Origin of the sequence: Pseudomonas putida (genome assembly GCF_028682455.1) — a bacterium.
In the GTDB taxonomy this organism is placed as follows: domain Bacteria; phylum Pseudomonadota; class Gammaproteobacteria; order Pseudomonadales; family Pseudomonadaceae; genus Aquipseudomonas; species Aquipseudomonas putida_AA.
In genome coordinates, this window is the sequence record NZ_JANHLD010000002.1 from 468,344 (window position 1) to 490,484 (window position 22,141).

A 22,141-nucleotide genomic window follows, 5' to 3' on the forward strand; every position below is an offset into this window, starting at 1 on the left:
ATGCTCACCCTCAACAATGTCACCAAGCGATTCAATGGCGTTACCGTGCTCAAGGGCATCGACCTTGAAGTGCGCAAACACGAAGTGGTCGGCCTGATCGGCGAAAACGGCGCGGGCAAGTCGACGCTGATGAAAATCCTCACCGGCGTCTATCAGCCCGATGAGGGTCATCTGGAGCTCGATGGCAGCCCCATCGTCCTCGACAGCCCCAGTGGGGCGACTGCACAGGGTATCGCGATGGTTTACCAGGAACAGTCGATCCTGCCCAACCTGTCGGTGGCGGAAAACCTGTTCATGGGCCGCGAAGACGAGTTCTCCCGCTGGGGCTGGCTGAACTGGAAAAAACTGCACCGGGCGGCCCGGGTGCAACTGGCCAAGGTCAATCTGGATATCGACCCGGGCATGCTCTGCAGCGAGCTGAGCTTCAGCCAGCGCCAGATGATCGAGCTGGCCAAGGCGCTTGCGCTGGAGGAGCGCTGCCAGGGCCACCTGGTGATTCTTCTGGACGAGCCCACTTCGGTGCTGGAGCAGCGCGAAATCGACACCTTGTTCCGCCTGGTGCGCCAGCTCAAGTCCCGTGCCTCGTTCATTTTCGTATCCCACCGGCTGGACGAACTGCTTGAGCTCAGCGACCGGGTATATGTGATGAAGGATGGCGAAGTGGTTGCCCAGATGCCGGCGGCCGAAGCGTCGAAAGAGCGCCTGCACACCTTGATGGTGGGGCGTTCGCTGCAGGCCGAGTTCTATCGCGAGTCGTTGCAGCAGTCCTGCCGGGCCGAGGTGGCGATGCAGGTGCGCGGCCTGGCACTGGAAGGCAGTTTTGCGAGCATCGACTTCGACCTGCGCAAAGGTGAAATCCTTGGTATTGCCGGGGTGATCGGCTCGGGTCGCGAAGAGCTGTGCCGGGTGCTCGCCGGCCTGCAGGCACGAAGCGAAGGGGAAGTCCGGGTGCACGGCAAGCGCTTGACCCGCAGTGGGCCGGCTGCGGCCATTCGAGCCGGGATCGGCTACATCCCCCGCGAACGCAAGGTCGAAGGCATCGTTTCGATGCTCAGCGTGGCACAGAACATGACCCTGGCGCGGATCGGCCAGGTGACGAACTGCGGCCTGCTGGATGAAGGACGCGAACGCACCATCGCCCAGGACTGGATCAAGCGCCTGAGCATCAAGACACCAGGGCCGGATGCCTTGCTGCTCAACCTCAGCGGCGGCAATCAGCAGAAGGTGGTGCTGGCCAAGTGGCGCAACGCAGGTTCGACGATCCTTATTCTGGACCACCCCACCCGCGGCCTGGATGTGGGCGCCAAGGAAGACGTCTACCAGCTGATCCGCGAAATCACCCGCGAGGGCATAGCGGTGATTCTGACCGCCGACACCCTGGAGGAAATGATCGGCCTGAGCCATCGGATCCTGGTGATGCGCGACGGCGAGGTGGCGCAGTCCTTCGAGTGCCTGCCGGGTAGCAAGCCGCAGCAGGTCGATCTCATCAAGTACATGGTCTGAGAGAGCAAATCGATGCCTATCACCCTCAATGATTTTCGCACCCAGGCGCCGTTGCTGGCCCTGATTGTGCTGGTTGCCCTGATTGCCGGCTACGACCCCGGCTTTATCCATCCTGGGGCGATATTCGGCCTGCTCGCCGATACCGCCACGCTATTCATCATGGCCACCGGCATCACTTTCGTGCTGCTGATCGGCGGCATCGACCTGTCGTCCCAGGCGGTGGCCTCGATGGCCAGTGTCATCGTTGCGCTGCTGTTGCCGGGCTTCGGCATGTGGGCCTTTGCCATTGGCATCCTGGTGGGCGTCAGCGCCGGGGCCTTGAGCGGCTTTTTGCATACGCGGCTGCGGATACCGTCGTTCATCGTCACCCTGGCCATCGGCGGGGTGGTCACCAGCCTCACCATGCTGCTGTCCAGCAACCGCACCATCAATATCGACGGCGCCCAGCGCGATGCCTGGTTCGGCTGGGTGACCGGGCAGACCGCCGGCATTCCCAACGAGGTACTGGTCGCGCTGGTGGTGCTGTTGCTGTGTATTTTCCTGCACCGCAAAACCCCGTTCGGGCGCTTTGGCAATGCCGTCGGTGCCGGTGAGCCGGCGGCGTGGGCCTCGGGTCTGAACGTCAACCGCATCAAGGTCATGACCTTCGCCTTGTCGGCGGGGCTGGCGGCGTTGTCCGGGATCATAATGGCGGGACGGCTCTCCAGTGGCTCGCCGACCCTTGCCAACGAATTCCTGCTGCCGGCCATTGCCGCGGTGCTGGTGGGCGGCACTGCCCTGACCGGTGGCGTGGGCGGTGTATGGCGCACGCTGATCGGGGCCTTGCTGGTCTCGGTGGTCCGCATTGGCATGACCTTCGTCGGAATCAGCGTCTTTGCCCAACAAATTGTCTTCGGCGTGATTCTGATCATTGCCGTGGCCTTCACGCTCGATCGTTCCAAGCTTCCGATCGTCAAGTAACCCTGCTCAAACGGAATCGCAACAATGAAAATCCTTGTGTCAATCAAACGCGTGGTGGACTACAACGTGAAGGTCCGGGTCAAGGCCGACAACACGGGCATCGACCTTGCCAACGTGAAGATGTCCATGAATCCCTTCTGCGAAATCGCCGTGGAAGAAGCCGTACGCCTGAAAGAGAAGGGCGTTGCGAGCGAGATCGTGGTGGTTACCGCAGGCCCCGCTACGGCGCAGGAGCAGTTGCGCACGGCCCTGGCATTGGGTGCCGACCGTGCGCTGCTGGTCGAGACCGCCGACGAGCTGACCTCCCTGGCCGTGGCCAAGCTGCTCAAGGCTGTGGTCGACAAAGAGCAACCTCAGCTGGTGATCCTTGGCAAGCAAGCCATCGACAGCGACAACAACCAGACCGGCCAGATGCTGGCAGCGCTGACCGGCTTCGCCCAGGGCACTTTCGCCTCCAAGGTCGAAATCGCTGGCGACAAGGTCGACGTTACCCGTGAGATCGACGGCGGCCTGCAGACTGTTGCGCTGAACCTGCCTGCGATCGTCACCACCGACCTGCGCTTGAACGAGCCCCGCTATGCGTCGCTGCCAAACATCATGAAGGCCAAGAAAAAGCCGCTGGAAACCGTTACTCCAGACGCGCTGGGCGTTTCCACCGCTTCCACCAACAAGACCCTGAAAGTCGAAGCGCCGGCTGCTCGCAGCGCTGGTATCAAGGTCAAGTCGGTTGCTGAACTGGTCGAGAAACTGAAGAACGAGGCGAAGGTGATCTAAATGACAATCCTGGTTATCACAGAACACGAAAACGGTGCCGTTGCCCCGGCCACCCTGAACGCTGTTGCAGCTGCCGCCAAGATCGGTGGCGACATCCACGTGCTGGTGGCTGGCCAGAACGTAGGTGGTGTTGCTGAAGCCGCAGCGAAATTCGCCGGCGTCGCCAAGGTGCTGGTTGCCGACAACGCTGCCTACGCGCACCAACTGCCAGAAAACGTCGCGCCGCTGGTGACTGACGTCGCTGTTGCCTACAGCCACATTCTGGCGCCAGCTACCTCCAACGGCAAAAACCTTCTGCCACGGGTGGCCGCATTGCTGGACGTCGACCAGATCTCCGAGATCATCTCGGTTGAATCGGCTGACACCTTCAAGCGTCCGATCTATGCCGGTAACGCCATCGCCACCGTGCAGTCCAACGCTGCCGTGAAGGTCATCACCGTACGTGCCACTGCCTTCGACCCCGTAGCCGCGGGATTGCCTCGCGATCCCGCGGCCGTCGAACACCTCGCCACCTCCCACAACCCTGGTATCTCCCACTTCATCGACGAACAATTGGCCCAGTCCGACCGCCCCGAACTGACCGCCGCCAACATCGTCGTTTCCGGCGGTCGCGGCCTGCAGAATGGCGACAACTTCAAACACCTGTACGCCCTGGCCGACAAGCTGGGCGCAGGCGTCGGCGCTTCACGCGCAGCGGTCGACGCAGGGTTCGTACCCAACGACATGCAGGTCGGCCAGACCGGCAAGATCGTTGCACCACAGCTGTACATCGCCGTCGGGATCTCGGGCGCCATCCAGCACCTGGCCGGCATGAAAGACTCCAAAGTGATCGTTGCGATCAACAAGGACGAAGAGGCGCCGATCTTCCAGGTGGCTGATTACGGCCTGGTGGCCGATCTGTTCGAATCGGTGCCCGAACTTCAATCGCTGCTGTGAACCCCTGGATGATTGATCACGGCATGCACTGATGCATGCCGTGATTGGCAGGTTGTGCGCTCAAGACTCATATCAATAACAATAGAGGTCGCCACACATGTATTGCTCTCATTCAAGCGGGCGGTTGTCGCTCGCCCGCAACAAAGCCCTGGTGATGCTCGGCCTGGCACTATCCTGCGCCGGCCAGGCCAAGGCGGCAGCGCCGTTCGATCCCGATGCACTGGGCATGACCGGCGACTGGGGCGGTGTGCGCAACGAACTTATAGAGAAGGGCTACACCTTCACACTCGATTATGTAGGGGAGTTGGGATACAACGCCCACGGTGGCTACAACCAGGACAAAACGGCGCGCTGGAGCGGCCAATTTACCTTGGGGGCGCAGTTGGACTTGCAGAAAGTCCTGGGCTGGCAGGATGCAACGTTCAAGCTGGCCATCACCGAGCGTGAAGGCCGCAATATCAGCAATGACCGCATCAGTGATCCGCGCGCGCCCATGTATTCGTCGAACCAGGAGGTCTGGGGAAGAGGGCAGACGTGGCGCCTGACCCAGATGTGGATTAGCCAGTCGTACTTTGATCAAGCGCTGAACGTCAAGTTCGGACGATTTGGTGAAGGTGAAGACTTCAACAGCTTTCCCTGCGACTTCCAGAACCTGGCCCTGTGTGGGTCGCAGATGGGGAACTGGGCCGGCAGTAACATCTGGTACAACTGGCCCATTTCGCAATGGGCCGGGCGGGTGAAGTACCAACTGACGCCGCAGGTGTTCATGCAAGTGGGGGTTTACGAACACAACCCTTCGCTTTTGGAAGACAACAACGGCTTCAAACTGAACATGAGCGGCGGTGAAGGCCTGATTATGCCGGTGGAGCTGGTCTGGACGCCGACAGTGAACTCGCTACCTGGCGAGTACCGCGTGGGCGCCTACTACAGCAGCGCTGATGCGACGGACGTCGAAAAGCGTGAAGCACCCGGTGACCTGTCCAGCGCACTGGTGTCACACGACAGCAAGTACGGCTACTGGCTGGTCGCCCAGCAACAGGTTACCCGCCGCAACGGCGATGTGAACCGGGGCTTGTCGGTGTTTGCCAACGTCACGGTCCAGGACCGCGAGACCAGCCAGGTCGGCCACTTCATCCAACTCGGCTTCACCTACAAGGGTGTTTTCGACGCCCGCCCCCAGGACGACCTCGGCTTCGGTGTTGCCCGTATCAGCACCAACTCGCGGTTTCGCAATAACCAGAAAGCCATCAACCAGGCCAACAACCTGTCGGACTACAACAACCCTGCCTATCAGCCGGTACAGGGCAATGAGTACGACGCCGAGCTGTACTACGGCATTCATGCGACCCGATGGCTGGTGATTCGCCCCAACGTTCAGTACGTGCGCGATCCGGGTGGTGTGAGCGAGGTGGATGATGCCTGGGTGCTGGGGGTGAAGCTGCAGAGCAGCTTCTAGCGCGCTGTTCGCGAGGCAGGCTTTCGCGGGGCAAGCCCACTCCTACCGGCAGGGGCGGGCTTGTTCGTACCGAGCTATGGCGTTTTACCCTGTTTTTTAGCGCTAACATTCGATAAGCCGTTATTATTTAATCTCAAAGGATGCTTTTTAGGGCATCCTTTTTTTCGTTGAGATACCATGTAAATACATAGTACGTACCACATTACGAAATAGTAGGAGTCACCATGGCCCGCGGCGGTATCAACAAGGCAATCGTGCAGAAGGCACGCCAGGCGCTGCTCGCACGTGGTGTACACCCGAGTATCGACGCGGTACGTATCGAACTGGGCAATACCGGTTCGAAAACCACCATTCATCGCTACCTCAAGGAGCTCGACAGCCAACATCCGGCCGCGCCGATGAGCGCGCCGGGCCTGAGCGGCGCCCTGGCGACGCTGGTCGAGCAGTTGTCCGAGCAATTGCGAGAAGAAGGGGAGGCGCGCATCGAGGAGGCGCGCAGCGCGTTCGAGACAGAGCGCGAGACGCTCCTGGCCCAGGTGAAGATCAGCCAGCAGGCGCTGGCGGCATTGCAGCAGCAACACGAGATCCAGGCGGCCGCGCTGGCCGCACAGTCAGAGGCGCTCGACACCACCCGCAGCAGCCTGCAGACCGAACACACGCGCAACGCCACGCTTACCCAGGCGGTGGGCGAACTGAACCTGCGCCTGGCCGACAAGGACGAGCAGATCGCCTCGCTGGAAGAGAAACACCAGCACGCCCGCGATGCCCTGGAGCACTATCGCAGCGCCAGCCGCGAACAGCGCGAACAGGAGCAGCGCCGTCACGAGGGCCAGGTGCAGCAACTTCAGGTCGAGCTGCGCCAGCTGCAGCAGACGCTGATCGTCAAGCAGGACGAACTGACCCGCCTGAACCGCGACAACGAAGGCTTGCTGGTACAGATCCGCACGCTCAAGGACGCCCAGCGCACGCTCAAGACCCAGAACGACCGGCGCCAGGCGCAGATCCAGGGGCTGGAGGTAGACCTGGCGCAACGGGAAGGTTCGCGCAGCGAACTGGAAAAGCAGAACCAGAACCTGGCATTGAGCCTGGCCGAACGGGTCACCGAGTTGCGTCAGCAACTGCAACTGATCGGCAAGCTCGAGGCACAGCTACGGCAGGCAGAAAAGGCGGCGCAACCGGTTCAGGACACACCCTGAAGGCCAAGGCGCATGGCGCAGCGATCACGCAGGCCGTGGGCGTGTTCCGCTGCCAACTGGCGTTGCAGAAAGTCGCTGCAGTGTTCGGCGGTCAAGCACTCGAACCCAAGGCGCGCATAGAACGGCGCATTCCACGGCACCCGGGCGAAGGTGGTCAGGGTCAGCCCCGCATAGCCGCTTGCCCGTGCCCAGTCGGCGGCTGTTGCTATCAACCTGCGGCCCAGGCCCCGGCCTTGTGCGGCCTGATGCACCGATAGCTCGACAATGTGCCAATCCTCGCCGCAATCCTGACCACACAGAAAACCCAGCGGGCGATCCTGGGCATCCACCGCCACCCATTCGTGTTGCCTGAGAATGAAGTCCAAGTGTCGATCGGCATCGAGTACAGGGCTGCTGGCGATGTGCTGCAGCCCTGGGACTGCGGCAAACGACTGCGCCGCTGCGCGTTCGACGGCAGGCAGCAGCGGGGCGTCAGCAGGGTGTGCGAAGCGAAGGGTGATAGTCATGGCGTGAGAGTTTGAACAACGGGCAATCCGCGGGTCAACCCCACCCCCACCCAGCCTGCCCAAAACCTGTAGGAGCCAGCTTTCTCCGCGAAGGACTCTTCGTCCCGCACAAACCCAGGACTCTGGCCCTCCCAAGCTTTTTACTCTCCAGCAACCACAAAAATCATAATTTCGCTATTGCCTGCCTCTGCCCAGAATGCGGCCTACACCCACCCACGGCCATCCGCGTGGGGAACCTCAGTAGGGCGCAGAGATGACAAACAATAAAACCGTAATAGACACGCTTGTGGTTGGCGCCGGCCAGGCCGGCATCGCCATGAGTGAACACCTGGGCCGACTCGGCGTGCCGCACCTGGTGCTGGAGCGCAATCGCATCGCCGAAGCCTGGCGAACCGGACGCTGGGATTCGCTGGTCGCCAATGGCCCGGCCTGGCACGACCGCTTTCCGGGCCTGGAATTCGAAGGCCTCGACCCGGATGCCTTTGCGCCCAAGGAGCAGGTGGCCGACTACTTCGAAGCCTACGCGAAGAAATTCAACGCCCCGGTACGTACCGGCGTCGAGGTGACCCAGGTGCAACGCAATGTCGGGCGCCCGGGCTTTACCGTTGAAACCTCGGAGGGTGTGATCGAGGCCACCAATGTGGTGGTTGCCACTGGCCCGTTCCAGCGCCCGCTGATCCCGGCCATCGCGCCTGCCGACGGCAACGTCACGCAGATGCACTCCGCCCAGTACCGCAACCCCCAGCAACTGGCCGAAGGCGCCGTGCTGGTGGTGGGTGCAGGCTCGTCGGGGGTGCAGATCGCCGACGAGCTGCAGCGCGCCGGCAGGCAGGTCTACCTCTCGGTAGGCGCCCACGACCGTCCGCCGCGTGCCTATCGCAACCGCGACTTCTGCTGGTGGCTGGGGGTGCTCGGCCTGTGGGACGCCGAAGGCGTGCAGCCGGGCAAGGAGCACGTGACCATCGCGGTAAGCGGTGCCCGTGGCGGCCACACCGTCGACTTTCGCCGCCTGGCCCAGCAGGGCATGACCCTGGTCGGGCTGACCAAGGCTTTCAATAACGGCGTGGTGAGTTTCGAGTCGAACCTTGCCGAGAACATTGCCCGCGGCGATGAAAACTACCTGGCCCTGCTCGATGCTGCCGACGCCTATGTGCAAGCCAACGGCCTGGACCTGCCGCAAGAGCCGCAAGCGCGGATCATGCTGCCGGACCCGCAATGCATGACCCAGCCGATTCTCGAGCTGGACCTGGCCAGGGCCGGCATCGCCACGGTCATCTGGGCCACCGGCTACTCGGTCGATTACAACTGGCTGCAGGTCGATGCCTTCAAGCCCGACGGCAAACCACAGCACCAGCGCGGCGTCTCCAGCGAGCCCGGTATCTATTTTGTCGGCCTGCCATGGTTGGCCCGTCGCGGCTCGGCCTTTATCTGGGGGGTGTGGCACGACGCCCGGCACATCGCCGAACACATCATCAAGCAACGCGCCTATTTCGATTACCGGGATGCCTCGCAGCGCCAGGCCCTGGCCCCCGACACCCACCTCAAAGCCGCCAGCCTCATGGGAGCCCGTTGATGCCTACTCATACCCGCATTCGCATGTTCAACACCAAGGACACTTACCCCAACCAGACCCTGGACAACGACCTGTGCCAGGCGGTGCGCGCCGGCAACACCGTGTATGTACGCGGGCAGGTGGGCACCGACTTCAACGGCCAGCTGGTAGGGCTGGGCGACCCGCGCGCCCAGGCCGAGCAGGCCATGCGCAATGTCAAGCAACTACTTGAAGAAGCCGGCAGCGACCTGAGCCACATCGTCAAGACCACCACCTACCTGATCGACCCGCGCTACCGCGAGCCGGTGTACCAGGAAGTCGGCAAGTGGCTCAAGGGTGTGTTTCCGATCTCCACCGGGCTGGTGGTCAGTGCCCTGGGGCAGCCGCAGTGGCTGATGGAAATCGACGTTATTGCGGTTATCCCCGAATAAGGAGCCTGCCATGACCTTTTCCATCGTCGGTCGCTGCGCCGAAACCGGCCAGCTAGGCATTGCCATCAGCTCTTCGAGCATCGCCGTGGGCGCACGTTGCCCCTGGCTGCGCAGCGCCGTGGGCGCGGTGTCGAGTCAGAACATCACCTTGCCTGCCCTGGGCCCGCAGGTGCTCGATGCCTTGAATGAAGGTCTCGCTGCGCACCAGGCCCTTGAGCATGCACTGACCCGCAACGGCTACAGCCAGTATCGCCAGGTGGCGGTGGTCGATGCCCAGGGGCGCACCGCGGTGTTCAGTGGTACCCATACCCTCGGCACCCACAACGCCCTGGCCGGTGACCAATGCGTGGCGGCCGGCAATCTGCTGGCCAACACATCGGTGATCGAACGCATGGTCCAGGCCTTTGAAAACAGCGAAGGTTGCCTCGCGGCGCGCCTGCTCACGGCGCTGCAGGCCGGGCAGGACGCCGGGGGCGAGGCGGGCGCTGTGCATTCGGCAGCAGTGTCGGTAGTCGGTGAGCTGGTCTGGCCGATTGTCGACCTGCGCGTGGACTGGGCCGATGAAAACCCCATCGGTGAACTGCACAAACTGTGGAGCGCCTACGAGCCACAACTGCAGGACTACCTCACCCGCGCCCTCAATCCGACCCTGGCGCCGAGCTACGGAGTACCGGGCGATGAGTGAGCTGCGCAGCCGCGCCGTGTTGGCCAGGCTGGTCGGCTTTGCCACGGTCAGCCGAGACTCCAACCTTGCCTTGATCGAGTTCGTGCGCGACTACCTGCAGGACCTGGGTGTGAGCTGCGAGCTGATCTACAACGCCGAGCGCAGCAAGGCCAACCTGCTGGCCAGTATCGGCCCGGCAGTGGCGGGTGGCGTGGTGCTGTCGGGTCACACCGACGTGGTACCGGTGGACGGTCAGGCCTGGACAGTCGAGCCGTTCAACCTGACCGAGCGCGACGGCAGGCTGTACGGACGCGGCGCCGCCGACATGAAGGGCTACCTGGCCTCGGTGCTGGCCGCCGTGCCGATGTTCCTGGACAGCGACTTGCGCCGCCCAGTGCACCTGGCGTTCTCCTATGACGAGGAGGTCGGCTGCCTGGGCGTGCGCAGCCTGCTGGAGGTGCTGCCCCAGCGCATCGCCCAGCCTGTGCTGTGCCTGATCGGCGAGCCCACCGAGCTCAAGCCGGTGCTCGGTCACAAGGGCAAGCTGGCCATGCGTTGCCACGTGCACGGTGCGCCGTGCCATTCGGCCTACGCGCCGTATGGCGTGAACGCCATCGAACAGGCGGCGCGGTTGATCGGTCGCCTGGGCGAGATCGGCCAGCGCCTGGCCGTACCCGAGCACCACGACCTGCGCTTTGACCCGGCGTTCTCCACGGTGCAGGTAGGGGTGATCCAGGGCGGTACGGCCCTGAACATCGTGCCGTCCGACTGCCGTTTCGACTTCGAGGTCCGCGCCTTGCCGGCCTTCGAGCCGCAGGCGGTCGTCGACGAGTTGCACAGCTACGCCGTGCAACAGCTGCTGCCCGCCATGCGCGCGGTCAACGCCGATACGGCGATTCGCTTCGAACCGATCTCGGCCTACCCGGGCCTGGCGACCGCGCCTGACAGCGCTGCCGCGCAACTGGTTGCACAGCTGTGCGGCAGCGATGACTTCAGCACCGTGGCCTTCGGCACCGAAGGCGGCCTGTTCGACCAGGCCGGCATCCCGGCAGTGGTATGCGGCCCCGGCAGCATGGACCAGGGCCACAAGCCCGACGAATTCGTCAGCCTCGAACAGATGGTGGCCTGCGACCGCCTGATGGACCGGCTGGCCGCTTACCTATCTACCCCCTGATTCTCCAACAGCGGATAACAACAAGGAGTCTGCGGTGAACGATTTCAAAGACTGGACAACCCTGGCAGCGCGGCAACGGCTGATCGACAGCGCCTTTATCGAGGGCGAACCCTATGCAGCGCAGAACGGTGCGCGCCTCGAGGTGATCAACCCGGCCACCCAGCGTTTACTGGCCAAGGTGGTTGCCTGTGGCGAAACCGACATCGACCGCGCCGTGCGCAGCGCCCGCCGTGCCTTCGAGCATGGCCCGTGGGCGCGCATGGCACCGGCCGAACGCAAGGCGATCCTGTTGCGCCTGTCGCAACTGATGCTGGAGCACCGGGATGAACTGGCGTTACTCGACTCGCTGAGCATGGGCAAGCCGGTGATGGACGCCTGGAACATCGACGTACCCGGCGCCGCCCATGTGTTTGCCTGGTACGGCGAAAGCCTGGACAAGCTTTACGACCAGGTCGCGCCGACCGCCAGCAACGTCCTGGCCACCATCACCCGGGTGCCGCTGGGGGTGATCGGGGCGGTGGTGCCGTGGAACTTCCCGCTCGACATGGCCGCCTGGAAGCTGGCCCCGGCCCTGGCTGCCGGCAACAGCGTGGTACTCAAGCCCGCCGAGCAGTCGCCGTTCTCGGCCCTGCGCCTGGCCGAGCTTGCGCTCGAGGCGGGGATCCCGGCCGGCGTGCTCAATGTGGTGCCGGGCCTCGGCGAAGTGGCCGGGCGGGCCCTGGGCCTGCACATGGACGTGGATGCGCTGGTGTTCACCGGCTCTACCGAGGTGGGCAAGTACTTCATGCAGTACGCCGCGCAGTCGAACCTCAAGCAGGTGTGGCTGGAATGCGGTGGCAAGAGCCCGAACCTGGTGTTCGCCGATTGCCAGGACCTGGACCTGGCCGCTGAAAAGGCCGCCTTCGGGATTTTCTTCAACCAGGGCGAAGTCTGCTCGGCCAACTCGCGCCTGCTGGTGCAGCGCTCCATCCATGACGCGTTCGTGCAGCGCTTGATCGACAAGGCGCGCCAGTGGGCACCCGGCAACCCGCTGGAGCCGGCGAGCAGGGCAGGGGCGATTGTCGATACGCGCCAGACGCAGCGGATCATGCAGTACATCGAGCAAGCCCAGGCCGAGGGTGCGCACCTGGTCTGCGGCGGCCGGCAACTGAGCGTCGAGGGTTCGGGCAACTTCATCGAGCCGACCATCTTCACCGGCGTGACTGCCGACATGACCCTGGCCCGCGAAGAGGTCTTCGGGCCGGTGCTGGCCGTCAGCGTGTTCGACGATGAAGACCAGGCGGTGGCGCTGGCCAACGATCACATCTATGGCCTGGCCGCCTCGGTGTGGACCGATGACCTCAACCGCGCTCATCGCGTGGCGCGGCGGCTGAATGCCGGGACGGTGTCGGTCAATACCGTCGACGCCCTGGATGTCACGGTGCCGTTTGGCGGCGGCAAGCAATCGGGCTTTGGTCGGGACCTGTCCCTGCATTCGTTCGACAAGTACACGCAGCTCAAGACTACCTGGGTTCAACTGCGCGGCTGAGCAGCCCCACTCTGTTATCGAAAAGTACAAAAACAAGACGGAGCAACCGATGAACAGCAATGCAAGCGTGACCACTGGGGCCCTGGCGCCGCCTGTGAGAAGCAAGAAACTGGGCCTGACCGCCTTGTTGGCCGTGGCCATCGGCCTGGTGGTGTCCCAGGGCGTGATGGTGCTGATGCTGCAAGGCGTCGGCATCGCCGGGGCCGGCTTTATCGTGCCACTGGCCCTGGCCTGGCTGTTGGCCCTGAGCTATGCCTGCTCGTTTTCCGAGCTTGCGCTGATGATCCCCCGCGCCGGTAGCCTGAGCAGCTACACCGAGGTGGCGATCGGTCAGTTCCCGGCGATTCTGGCGACCTTCTCCGGCTACGTGGTGGTGGCGATGTTCGCCCTGTCGGCCGAGCTGCTGCTGATGGAGTTCATCATCGACAAGGTATACCCGCACTCCATGCCGCCACTGACTGTGGCCCTGGGCGTGCTGGTGCTGTTCACCGTGCTCAACCTGTTCAACATCGACATCTTCGCAAGGCTGCAGACCGTGCTGGCGGTGGTCATGGTCGTGGTGCTGCTGGTGATGGGCCTTAGCGCGATGAACAGCGATATCGTCTCGCCCAACCCGAGCCTGTTCGAAGGCAGCGGCTGGAACCCGCTGGGCCTGGGAGTGATTGCGCTCACGGCCATGGCGGTGTGGGGCTTTGTCGGTGCCGAGTTCGTTTGCCCGCTGGTCGAGGAGACCCGTCGTCCGCAGCGCAACATCCCGGCCTCGATGATGATCGGCCTGACGGTGATCTTCGTGATCATCGCCCTGTACTGCCTGGGCGCCTTGCTCACCGTGCCCCAGGCCGAACTTGCCAGCAACGTGTTGCCGCACTACCTGTTCGCTACCACCGTATTCGGCGAGGCGGGCAAGGTGTTTCTGGTGACCGCCGCGATCACCGCTACCTGCAGCACTCTCAACAGCTCCCTGGCGGCCATCCCGCGCATGCTCCTGGGCATGGCTCGCAATGGCCAGGCGTTCGGGGTACTCAAGCGCGAGAGCAAACGCACCGACGCGCCGTGGGTCGCAGTGCTGTTTGTCTCGGCGATCACCGGCCTGCCGCTGCTGCTGATGCACGACCACCCGGATGCCATCAACCAGCTGCTGCTGGCGGCGGCACTGGCCTGGCTGCTGGCCTACATCATCACCCATGTCAACGTGATCGCCCTGCGCCGGCGCTACCCGCAGGTGGCCCGGCCGTTCCGAACCCCGTTCTACCCGTTGCCTCAGGTGTTCGGTATCGCCGGCATGCTCTTTGCGATCTGGCATGTCTCGCCGAGCCCGGACATGACCTTCTCGATTTTTGCCTACGCAGGCCTGGTGCTGCTGGTGGTCTCGATCATCGCCGTGCTGTGGATCAAGTGCGTGATGGGCAAGCCGCTGTTCAAGCCTGAACCCCTGGAATGTGCATTGAGCACCGCCAACGATAAAAACCCGCAAGGAGACTCGCAATGACCGCTCAAGTGAAACCCGACCGCAGCACCGGCGATTACCAGGCCGCAGATGCCGCGCACCACATCCATGCGTTTCTCGACCAGAAGGCCCTGAACGAGGAAGGCCCGCGGGTGATCGTGCGCGGTGAAGGCCTGGCCCTGTGGGACAACGACGGCAAGCGCTACCTGGACGGCATGTCGGGCCTGTGGTGTACCAACCTCGGCTACGGTCGCAAGGACCTGGCCGCTGCCGCCAGCAGACAGCTGGAGCAACTGCCGTACTACAACATGTTCTTCCACACCACCCACCCGGCGGTGGTCGAGCTGTCGGAGCTGCTATTCAGCCTGCTGCCAGCGCACTACAGCCACGCGATCTACACCAACTCCGGCTCCGAGGCCAACGAGGTGCTGATCCGTACCGTGCGCCGCTACTGGCAGATCGTCGGCAAGCCGCAGAAGAAGATCATGATCGGTCGCTGGAACGGCTATCACGGCTCGACATTGGGCGCCACGGCGCTGGGTGGGATGAAGTTCATGCACGACATGGGCGGGGTGATCCCGGATGTCGCGCACATCGATGAACCCTACTGGTTCGCCCATGAAGGCAACCTGAGCCCGGCCGAGTTCGGCCTGCGCGCAGCACGCCAACTGGAGGAAAAAATCCTCGAACTGGGTGCCGAGAACGTCGCTGCCTTCGTTGCCGAGCCGTTCCAGGGTGCTGGCGGCATGATCTTCCCGCCAGAAAGCTACTGGCCGGAAATCCAGCGCATCTGCCGCCAGTACAATGTACTGCTGTGTGCGGATGAAGTGATCGGCGGCTTTGGTCGTACCGGCGAGTGGTTCGCCCACCAGCACTTTGGTTTCGAGCCCGACACCCTGTCGATCGCCAAGGGCCTGACCAGCGGCTACATCCCCATGGGCGGGCTGGTGCTGTCCAAGCGCATCGCCCAGGCGCTGGTGGAGCAGGGCGGGGTGTTTGCCCACGGCCTGACCTACTCCGGGCACCCAGTGGCGGCAGCGGTGGCCATCGCCAACCTCAAGGCGCTGCGCGACGAGGGCATCGTCAGCCAGGTGAAGCAGGAGACCGGGCCTTACCTGCAACGCTGTCTGCGCGAAGTCTTCGGCAATCACCCATTGATCGGCGAAGTGCAGGGCACCGGCCTGGTGGCGGCGCTGCAGTTCGCCGAAGACAAGGCCAGCCGCAAGCGCTTCGCCAACGAGAACGACATGGCCTGGCGTTGCCGCACCATCGGCTTTGAAGAGGGCCTGATCATCCGCTCGACCCTGGGCCGGATGATCATGGCGCCGGCATTGGTGGCCAGCCACGCCGACATCGACGAGCTGGTCGACAAGACCCGCATTGCAGTAGATCGCACCGCCCGCGAATACGGTCGCCTTTAAGCCCCTGCGGCCGGTGCGCGCGGGCGTGCCGGCCTTTTCGAGGAACCGCTCCATGTCCAGATCCTTGCGCTGCTGTGTTCCGTTCGCCCTGGCTTTGATCAGTACCGCCACGCTGGCGGCGCCCCAGAGCCTCACTGTCATTTCGTTTGGCGGTGCCACCAAGCAGGCCCAGGACAAGGCCTACTTCCAACCCTTCAACGCCAGCGGCGCAGGACGTATCGTCGCCGGCGAGTACAACGGTGAGCTGTCGAAAATCAAGGCCATGGTCGATGTCGGCCATACCAGCTGGGATGTGGTCGAAGTCGAAAGCCCGGAGCTGCTGCGTGGCTGTGACGAAGGCCTTTTCGAACGCCTGGACCCGACGCGCTTTGGCGATGCGGCGCAGTTCGTGCCGGGTACCTTGAGCGAATGCGGGGTGGCCACCTACGTCTGGTCGATGGTCATGGCCTACGATCACGACAAACTGGCCAAGGCGCCGACCTCCTGGGCGGACTTCTGGAACGTCGCCGAGTTTCCCGGCAAGCGCGGTTTACGCAAGGGTGCCAAGTACACCCTGGAAATCGCCTTGCTCGCTGACGGCGTCAAGCCAGACCAACTATACGAGGTACTGGCGACTCCGGAAGGGGTGAGCCGGGCCTTTGCCAAGCTGGACCAGATCAAGGGCAACATCCAGTGGTGGGAGGCCGGCGCCCAACCGGCGCAGTGGTTGATCGCCGGTGACGTGGTGATGAGCGCCGCCTACAACGGGCGTATTGCCTCGGCGCAGAAGGAAGGGATGAAACTGGGTATCGTCTGGCCGCAAAGCTTGTACGACCCGGAATACTGGGCCGTGGTGAAAGGCACGCCGAACAAGGCACTGGCCGAGGACTTCATCGCCTTTGCCAGCCAGCCGCAGGCGCAGAAGGTGTTCTCCGAGGAGATTCCCTATGGGCCGGTGCATCGCGACGCACTGAAGCTGTTGCCTGAAGCGGTGCAGCAGCAACTGCCGACGGCCCAGGCCAACCTTGCTCAGGCGCAGGCAGTGGATGCGGCGTTCTGGGTGGATCATGGAGAAGAGTTGGAGCAGCGTTTCAACGCCTGGGCGGCGCGCTGACAGAGGACCTGTAGCAACGCGATCACCCACTGGCCGCCGGTTTGGCCAGTTCAATACCCGCGGCCCCCAGGCGTTTGAGGATTTCAAACAGCAGATCACTTTTGGTGGTGCCGACGATGCGCGGGCTGCTGACGTAGCCGGTGACCGTCAGGGTTATGCCATCGGGCGACAGCTTGCTGAAGCGCACGAAGGGCGCGGGTTTGTCGAGGATGGTCTCGTGTTCGCAATAGGTGTCGTACAGCAGGGTCTGGACTTGCTCGGGGTCGATGTCCAACGGGAACACCAGTTCAAGTGTGGCCACTCCCTGAGCGCTGCCACCCAGGGTGACATTGCGCAGGTTCTGCGAAATCAGTTGGGAGTTGGGAACGATGACGATCGAGCGGTCGCTCAGTTGAATTTCGGTGGCGCGCACATTGATGCGGCGGATGTCACCCTCGACTCCGCTGATACTGATCAGGTCGCCGACCTTGACCGGACGTTCGGTCAGCAGAATCAAGCCCGAAACGAAGTTCTTGACGATTTCCTGCAAGCCGAAGCCGATACCGACCGACAGCGCGCTGACGATCCAGGCCAGGTTGGTCCACTTCACGCCCAGGGCCGACAAGGTCAGCAGAATCACCAGCGCATAGCCGATGTTGGCGAACAGCGTGCTGAGCGAGGCACACATGCCCGGGTCCATGTCGGTCTTGGGTAGAAATTCGTTGTCCAGCCAGCGGCGCAGGGCGCGGATCAGGTAGATACCCAGCCCCAGTGCCAACAGGGCATTGAACAGATGACCCGGAATGATATTGAACTGGCGCAACCCGGCACCACCCAGGAACGCGACGATGTTGCTGAGCAGTTGCCCGAGCGTGGTGCCTATGCCGCCGACAAATAGCGTGATGACCGCCAGCAGCAACAGTGCGGCGCGACCGAAACCGCAGATCAGCGTTTCTACCTGCTCCAGGCGCCGATCACCGATGCCCAGCAGGTCCTTGAGCGCCTTGCCACTGGCCAGCCTGGGCGAAAACAGCGACTCGCAAGCGTCCTTGAACACCTGCGTGAGCAGATAGAAGCCGGCGATGAGGATAAAGAACCACACCACCTCATAGGTGATGAACCTGGCCAGCGACACGAAGCCGGTCAGCAGGGCCAGCACCGATACGAGCATCGCGATGCTGGCGAAGGTGTACACCAGGCCGGCTACGGTCGAGGCGGCTTCGGGCGCGTCGCCGGCGGCGGCCATCGCCCTTCGCACGCGACTGGTACGCACCAGTAGCACGATGATAATGCCAGTGATCACCAGCGCGGCAATGCCCCGGGCGGCTATCACCAGTTGGCTGCTCATGCCGGCACCGTTGGCGACCAGCACCACCGTCACCAGAACCAGCAAGGTGCCGGCCAACCACCGGGCAAAAGGCTGCAGTGCCAGGGCGACCGGGTCGGCGATGTCTGGCAAGCGCCAGGATGGATGACGGGTCGACAACAATGCGCGGCTCAAGCCGGTAATCAGCACGCAGGTGTACACCAGCTTTTCGAATTCCCCGGAAAAGGTCGCCAGCGTCGCTGGTAACGGTACCAGGCGAGTACCGGCGTAAAACAACAGCTGTAGCGCGCATCCGGTGCTCAGCAAGGTCGCCAGCACCGAGGCCAGGGCCAGTGAACTGCGGCGCAAGCGACCCTCGGGCAAGCGGTGCATGCACACCCAGGCCAGCCAGCGCTCGACCAGTCGTCGTCCCACGGTCCAGACGATCAACGCCAGCAACACCAGTACGACCGTGCGCAAGCGCTGCCCAGGCTGCAACATGTTGTCAGCGGCTTCGCCCAACTGGGCCATGAACGCCTGCAGGCGTCGGCGGTCGTCAGGCGAAGGGCTGAACACCGGCGACCAGAACGCTGGATTGAGCAGACTGTGGGTGCTCAAGGTCAGTTCGCTTTCCAGCATGCTGCGCCGTAGGGCGGCAATCTGAGTGATCAGATTGGTGGCGTTTTCCTTCAGTGCGGCCAAAGTGCCGAGAGTGGCATCGAGGGTGCTTTTTTGTTCGGTGAGCGAGCCGCGCTGCGCGGCGATGTCTGACTGGCCGGGGGCAAGATTGTCGTCCGAGGTCGGCCCCAATACTTCCAGTTGCGCACGCAGTTGCTCCTGTTCAGGCAGCAAGGCAGCCGACAGGCGGTTGATATCCAGAATCAGCGCCTGCAGCTTGTCCTGCGGGCCTTCGAGCTGGCTGTAGTTGGTGGCCTGGGAAATCTGCTGCTTGAGGCTGTCCAGGCGCAGTTGCAGGGCCTGCAAGTCGCTTTGCGAGACCTTGGTGACCGCAGTAGCGCTCGTGGCTGCCGGTGCGCCTGACAGCTCCACCGCCCACAGGCGTTCGGCCCCCAGCGCCAGTAGCACCAGTGCGATGACGCCGATTAACTTCAATGCATTACCCATAGGAATGCCCGGTTGTGTTGATCTCCCAGGCTAAGAGGGTAGGTCATTAACGGGGCCACCGCGTGGTCTCACGGGGGTGAAACGGTGATCACCGTGGAGCCCGAGAACGGCCCCGGGGTAACTGCTCCGCGGGTGCTCAAGGTCGAAGTGATATCGAGCCAGGTACTCAGGCCACTCGAAACCGCCACATTGATACCCGCGCTGGCGTCTTTACCGTTGACGGTTATCGTCGAGTACAGACTGTTGTCGCTTCTGAGTTGCACGCCTGAAGCGTTTGTTCTGGATGCCGAGACAGTAACGCTGGCCGGGCCCAGGCACTGCAAACTGAGCCGGGTCGAGGCCTTTGCACCGTCCAGGGCATTGTCAAGCAGGTCTTTATGGTTGATCGTGGGGACGCCCTTGATCTCGCATTTCAGCGGATGCGTAGCAACACGGGTGCATGGGCCGAAAAGACCTTGGTCACCCATTTGACCGGAACTGACTTTCGAGTAGCTGAACGTCACACAGAGTTCCGCATCGATGGCGAACGCTACCGCCAGGCACAGCCTGCACTACATTGCCGGTGGGCACTTTTATGCCATTGGGGACGTGCTCACCGCGCGCGTCGAAGACAACGATTCCTGACGCCCGCGGATAGCATCGCCAGCAAGGCCGGCTCCGACAATATGAGCCGAGTGCCGGCGAGTTGCGGCAAATCACCAGTCCACGGCATAGCTCAGCGCCAGGCGCCGTCCCTCGGCGTGGGGGTAGGGGGCGGCGGCATTGGCCTGCATATAGAGCGTTTCGTAGTTGCGGTCGCTCAGGTTGTAGATACCCATCTCCAGCTTGCCAACCGGCAGGGCCACCCCGGCCAGCAGGTCGACGGTGGTGTAGCCTTCGATCTTGCGGCCATTGCCATCGTTGAAACCGTCGTCATAACTTTCCAGGCGCATGGCTTGCAGGCGCAGGTCGTAGCCCTGGTTTTCGTACTCGACAAACGTCGTGGCCTTGGCCGGTGAGATACGGGTAGCCGGCAGGTCGCGCCATTGGCCATCCTGATGGGTCTCGCCTTTGGTCCAGGCGTAGGTGCCGCCCAGCGACCAGGCTTCATCCAGGTTATAGGTCAGGCTGCTCTCGACCCCGCGCACCCGTTCTTTCTGGTCGATCAGGCGCTGCGCGCGGGTGACCGAATCGTAGTACTGGGTGACGTCCGAGCGGTTCTCGAAGACGGTGACGTTGGCCTGCAACGCTTTCCAGTCACCGCGCCAGCCCAGCTCGTAACTGTCGACCTTGATGGCCTGGGCGTTGAGGTCGTGGATGTCGTAGCTGCCGCGCACATCACGCAGGAACCGCTGGATGTCGGGCAGCGAGAAGCCCTGGCTGAAGTTGACGAACACATCCTGGGCAGTGCTCAGGTGGTATACAGCGCCAAGGTTGTAGAGGGTGTCTTCGTACTTCAAGGTGCCACCGGGCAACACCTCCGAGACACCGGCCTGCCAGATACCACCGAACGCTACGCTGTCGTCCACATCGCTGTGAATCCACTCGTGGCGGGCGCCGCCGCGCAAGGTCCAGTCGCCGATGTCCCAGGTGGATTGGGCGAACAGCGCCGTGGTGTTGGTTTCGATATCGGGACCGAAGGCGTAGCGCTGGCCCGTGGGGGTATAAACCAGGCCATCGACGCTGTAGCGGTCACCGTCCTGACTGACCTGTTCGTTCTCGAAGTCCGCCCCCCATACCAGGCCGCCCGTGGCGCTGCCAATACTTGGCAGGCTGCTTTCCACGGCAGCGCGCAGGCCATACACACGCGCGTCGCTCTCGGAGGCCACGACGCCGGCGTTGTTGCCCCAGTTGTACGGGAAGAACCGTGCCTGCTGCTTGCGCCAGTAGCTCTCCAGCAGCAGTCGGTGGCCGAACAGGTCGTTGTCGCTGTAGTTGAAGTTCACCGCCTGGTTGTGGGTGAAGGGCTGGTCGCTCAGTTGCAGGCCCTTGATCGCCACCGACTCACCATTGCGGGTGCCGGCCACGTAGCCGGTGTCCTGCTTGTCCTCATACTCCTGCAGGGCGAGGCTCGTGCGGCGCTGGTCATCGAGGTCGTAGCCGAACTTGGCATGCAAGTCATGGCTTTCGGTGTCCATGTTGCTGCCCTGGAAAGCCTCCTGGGGGATCCGCTTGCCGTTGCCGTCGAACTGGTCGTTGCGCTGCACGAGGTCCGCCGACAGGTACCAGTCCAGCGCGTCCTGGCGCCCGGTCACACTCTGGAAGCCTTCGTAGGCAAAACCCTTGTGGTTGAAATTGTCGGCGCTGCTAAGCCCTACGCGGCTGCTCATCGCCAGCGCCTGGCCGTCGTTGCGCCTGGTGATGATATTGATGATGCCGCCCGAGGCGCCAGCCCCATAAAGGCTGCTGGCGCCCGACACCACTTCGATGCGCTCGATGCTCGAAGGTGCGACGCTGTTGAGCTGGCGCGACACATCGCGGCTGGCATTCTGTGAAACGCCGTCGATCAACACCAGCACGGAGCGCCCGCGCAGGGTCTGGCCGTAGTTGCTCATGGTGCCGGAGGAGGGCGCCAGGCCCGGTACCAGGGTACCCAGAATATCGGCGACCTTGCGCCCGGCGGCGGACTGTTGCGCAATCTGCGGGGCCTCGATCACCTGAACGGTACCCGGAATCGAAGCGATACTGGCTTCGCTGCGCGAGGCAGTGACCAGGGTTTCAGACAGCGCCATGGGGGCGCTGCCCAGGTCGACCGCAACGGGCGCCGGTTGTACGACGATGCTGTTCTCTCCGCTCAAGCTCCACTGCAGGCCGCTACCCCGGAGCAGGGTATCGAGCGCTTGCCCGGCGCTGTAGTCGCCCTGCAGCGCAGGTGCCGATTTGCCGCGCAGCAGCGAGGCATCCACGCCGATGGCAAGCCCGGTGCGGGTTGCCAATGCGGTCAGGGCACTGTCCAGCGACTGGCTGGCCTGCTCGAAGTGATAGGTGGCCTGGGCGTTGTCGGCAAAGGCCGGTGCGGCGCAGGCAAGGGCCAGCGCCAAAGCGCTGCGGCAAAAAATTGAAGCGGTGGTGTTGGTCATCGGTAAAGCCCGTGCAATCGACTGTGTTTAC

Annotated in this window: 18 protein-coding genes; 14 read left to right on the forward strand and 4 right to left on the reverse strand. The window is 63.2% G+C overall.

Features of this window, described 5'->3' with window-relative positions:
• From NPS58_RS12880 to NPS58_RS12905, 6 genes are all read left to right on the forward strand, one after another.
• Complete coding sequence (locus NPS58_RS12880) at positions 1–1,503, forward strand: sugar ABC transporter ATP-binding protein (RefSeq protein ID WP_274115734.1); 1,503 nt, start codon at positions 1–3, stop codon at positions 1,501–1,503.
• A 12-nt stretch (positions 1,504–1,515) separates the two neighbouring features.
• Entirely contained in the window at positions 1,516–2,463 is a 948-nt protein-coding gene (locus tag NPS58_RS12885) for an ABC transporter permease (protein WP_274115735.1), read from the forward strand.
• Between the two features lie 24 nt (positions 2,464–2,487).
• Complete coding sequence (locus NPS58_RS12890; protein ID WP_274115736.1) at positions 2,488–3,237, forward strand: electron transfer flavoprotein subunit beta/FixA family protein; 750 nt, start codon at positions 2,488–2,490, stop codon at positions 3,235–3,237.
• The gene (locus NPS58_RS12895) at positions 3,238–4,173 is read left to right on the forward strand and encodes an electron transfer flavoprotein subunit alpha/FixB family protein (RefSeq protein ID WP_274115737.1); all 936 of its coding nucleotides are present in this window, start codon (positions 3,238–3,240) and stop codon (positions 4,171–4,173) included. It abuts the gene before it with no gap.
• Positions 4,174–4,327: 154 nt separating this feature from the next.
• On the forward strand, positions 4,328–5,629 hold the full coding sequence (locus tag NPS58_RS12900; protein WP_274116536.1) for a carbohydrate porin: 1,302 nt from the start codon (positions 4,328–4,330) through the stop codon (positions 5,627–5,629).
• 224 nt (positions 5,630–5,853) lie between these two features.
• Positions 5,854–6,825: a DNA-binding protein gene (locus NPS58_RS12905; RefSeq protein WP_274115738.1), complete on the forward strand. Its 972-nt coding sequence runs from the start codon at positions 5,854–5,856 to the stop codon at positions 6,823–6,825.
• On the opposite strand, the gene NPS58_RS12910 is transcribed toward NPS58_RS12905, so the two are convergent.
• The gene (locus tag NPS58_RS12910) at positions 6,810–7,331 is read right to left on the reverse strand and encodes a GNAT family N-acetyltransferase (protein ID WP_274115739.1); all 522 of its coding nucleotides are present in this window, start codon (positions 7,329–7,331) and stop codon (positions 6,810–6,812) included. The two genes, NPS58_RS12905 and NPS58_RS12910, sit on opposite strands and share 16 nt — an antisense overlap.
• Before the next feature lie 253 nt (positions 7,332–7,584).
• Here NPS58_RS12910 and NPS58_RS12915 point away from each other — a divergent pair, with 253 nt between their 5' ends.
• From NPS58_RS12915 to NPS58_RS12950, 8 genes are read left to right on the forward strand one after another with little or no spacing between them, the layout of a single operon-like run.
• The gene (locus NPS58_RS12915) at positions 7,585–8,904 is read left to right on the forward strand and encodes a flavin-containing monooxygenase (RefSeq protein WP_274115740.1); all 1,320 of its coding nucleotides are present in this window, start codon (positions 7,585–7,587) and stop codon (positions 8,902–8,904) included.
• Positions 8,904–9,314 carry a RidA family protein gene (locus tag NPS58_RS12920; protein ID WP_003201555.1) on the forward strand — a complete coding sequence of 137 codons (411 nt, stop codon included), beginning with the start codon at positions 8,904–8,906 and terminating at the stop codon, positions 9,312–9,314. Before NPS58_RS12915 ends, NPS58_RS12920 begins: the two co-directional genes overlap by 1 nt.
• A 10-nt stretch (positions 9,315–9,324) precedes the next feature.
• Entirely contained in the window at positions 9,325–9,999 is a 675-nt protein-coding gene (locus tag NPS58_RS12925) for a DUF1028 domain-containing protein (RefSeq protein ID WP_274115741.1), read from the forward strand.
• Entirely contained in the window at positions 9,992–11,152 is a 1,161-nt protein-coding gene (gene argE / locus NPS58_RS12930) for an acetylornithine deacetylase (RefSeq protein ID WP_274115742.1), read from the forward strand. Before NPS58_RS12925 ends, argE begins: the two co-directional genes overlap by 8 nt.
• Before the next feature lie 34 nt (positions 11,153–11,186).
• Entirely contained in the window at positions 11,187–12,680 is a 1,494-nt protein-coding gene (locus tag NPS58_RS12935; RefSeq protein ID WP_274115743.1) for an aldehyde dehydrogenase, read from the forward strand.
• 49 nt (positions 12,681–12,729) lie between these two features.
• Positions 12,730–14,169, forward strand: coding sequence for an APC family permease (locus NPS58_RS12940; RefSeq protein WP_274115744.1), 1,440 nt, complete (start codon positions 12,730–12,732; stop codon positions 14,167–14,169).
• Positions 14,166–15,548, forward strand: a complete 1,383-nt coding sequence (locus NPS58_RS12945; RefSeq protein ID WP_274115745.1) for an aspartate aminotransferase family protein — start codon at positions 14,166–14,168, stop codon at positions 15,546–15,548. Before NPS58_RS12940 ends, NPS58_RS12945 begins: the two co-directional genes overlap by 4 nt.
• 52 nt (positions 15,549–15,600) lie before the next feature.
• Positions 15,601–16,641 carry an ABC transporter substrate-binding protein gene (locus tag NPS58_RS12950; protein ID WP_274115746.1) on the forward strand — a complete coding sequence of 347 codons (1,041 nt, stop codon included), beginning with the start codon at positions 15,601–15,603 and terminating at the stop codon, positions 16,639–16,641.
• Between the two features lie 22 nt (positions 16,642–16,663).
• Here NPS58_RS12950 and NPS58_RS12955 read toward each other — a convergent pair whose 3' ends face one another.
• The 3 genes from NPS58_RS12955 to NPS58_RS12965 form a co-directional block, all read right to left on the reverse strand.
• Complete coding sequence (locus NPS58_RS12955) at positions 16,664–19,051, reverse strand: DUF3772 domain-containing protein (protein ID WP_274115747.1); 2,388 nt, start codon at positions 19,049–19,051, stop codon at positions 16,664–16,666.
• Positions 19,052–19,119: 68 nt separating this feature from the next.
• Positions 19,120–19,554, reverse strand: coding sequence for a hypothetical protein (locus tag NPS58_RS12960; RefSeq protein WP_274115748.1), 435 nt, complete (start codon positions 19,552–19,554; stop codon positions 19,120–19,122).
• 192 nt (positions 19,555–19,746) lie between these two features.
• The gene (locus NPS58_RS12965; RefSeq protein ID WP_274115749.1) at positions 19,747–22,110 is read right to left on the reverse strand and encodes a TonB-dependent receptor domain-containing protein; all 2,364 of its coding nucleotides are present in this window, start codon (positions 22,108–22,110) and stop codon (positions 19,747–19,749) included.
• Positions 22,111–22,141 lie beyond the last annotated feature (31 nt).

Excerpts from the sequence above, each read along its gene's own strand:
- NPS58_RS12880 (WP_274115734.1), top strand. The coding sequence starts at position 1 with ATGCTCACCCTCAACAATGTCACCAAGCGATTCAATGGCGTTACCGTG.
- NPS58_RS12885 (WP_274115735.1), top strand. The coding sequence starts at position 1,516 with ATGCCTATCACCCTCAATGATTTTCGCACCCAGGCGCCGTTGCTGGCC.
- NPS58_RS12890 (WP_274115736.1), top strand. The coding sequence starts at position 2,488 with ATGAAAATCCTTGTGTCAATCAAACGCGTGGTGGACTACAACGTGAAG.
- NPS58_RS12895 (WP_274115737.1), top strand. The coding sequence starts at position 3,238 with ATGACAATCCTGGTTATCACAGAACACGAAAACGGTGCCGTTGCCCCG.
- NPS58_RS12900 (WP_274116536.1), top strand. The coding sequence starts at position 4,328 with ATGCTCGGCCTGGCACTATCCTGCGCCGGCCAGGCCAAGGCGGCAGCG.
- NPS58_RS12905 (WP_274115738.1), top strand. The coding sequence starts at position 5,854 with ATGGCCCGCGGCGGTATCAACAAGGCAATCGTGCAGAAGGCACGCCAG.
- NPS58_RS12910 (WP_274115739.1), bottom strand. The coding sequence starts at position 7,331 with ATGACTATCACCCTTCGCTTCGCACACCCTGCTGACGCCCCGCTGCTG.
- NPS58_RS12915 (WP_274115740.1), top strand. The coding sequence starts at position 7,585 with ATGACAAACAATAAAACCGTAATAGACACGCTTGTGGTTGGCGCCGGC.
- NPS58_RS12920 (WP_003201555.1), top strand. The coding sequence starts at position 8,904 with ATGCCTACTCATACCCGCATTCGCATGTTCAACACCAAGGACACTTAC.
- NPS58_RS12925 (WP_274115741.1), top strand. The coding sequence starts at position 9,325 with ATGACCTTTTCCATCGTCGGTCGCTGCGCCGAAACCGGCCAGCTAGGC.
- argE (WP_274115742.1), top strand. The coding sequence starts at position 9,992 with ATGAGTGAGCTGCGCAGCCGCGCCGTGTTGGCCAGGCTGGTCGGCTTT.
- NPS58_RS12940 (WP_274115744.1), top strand. The coding sequence starts at position 12,730 with ATGAACAGCAATGCAAGCGTGACCACTGGGGCCCTGGCGCCGCCTGTG.
- NPS58_RS12945 (WP_274115745.1), top strand. The coding sequence starts at position 14,166 with ATGACCGCTCAAGTGAAACCCGACCGCAGCACCGGCGATTACCAGGCC.
- NPS58_RS12950 (WP_274115746.1), top strand. The coding sequence starts at position 15,601 with ATGTCCAGATCCTTGCGCTGCTGTGTTCCGTTCGCCCTGGCTTTGATC.
- NPS58_RS12955 (WP_274115747.1), bottom strand. The coding sequence starts at position 19,051 with ATGGGTAATGCATTGAAGTTAATCGGCGTCATCGCACTGGTGCTACTG.
- NPS58_RS12965 (WP_274115749.1), bottom strand. The coding sequence starts at position 22,110 with ATGACCAACACCACCGCTTCAATTTTTTGCCGCAGCGCTTTGGCGCTG.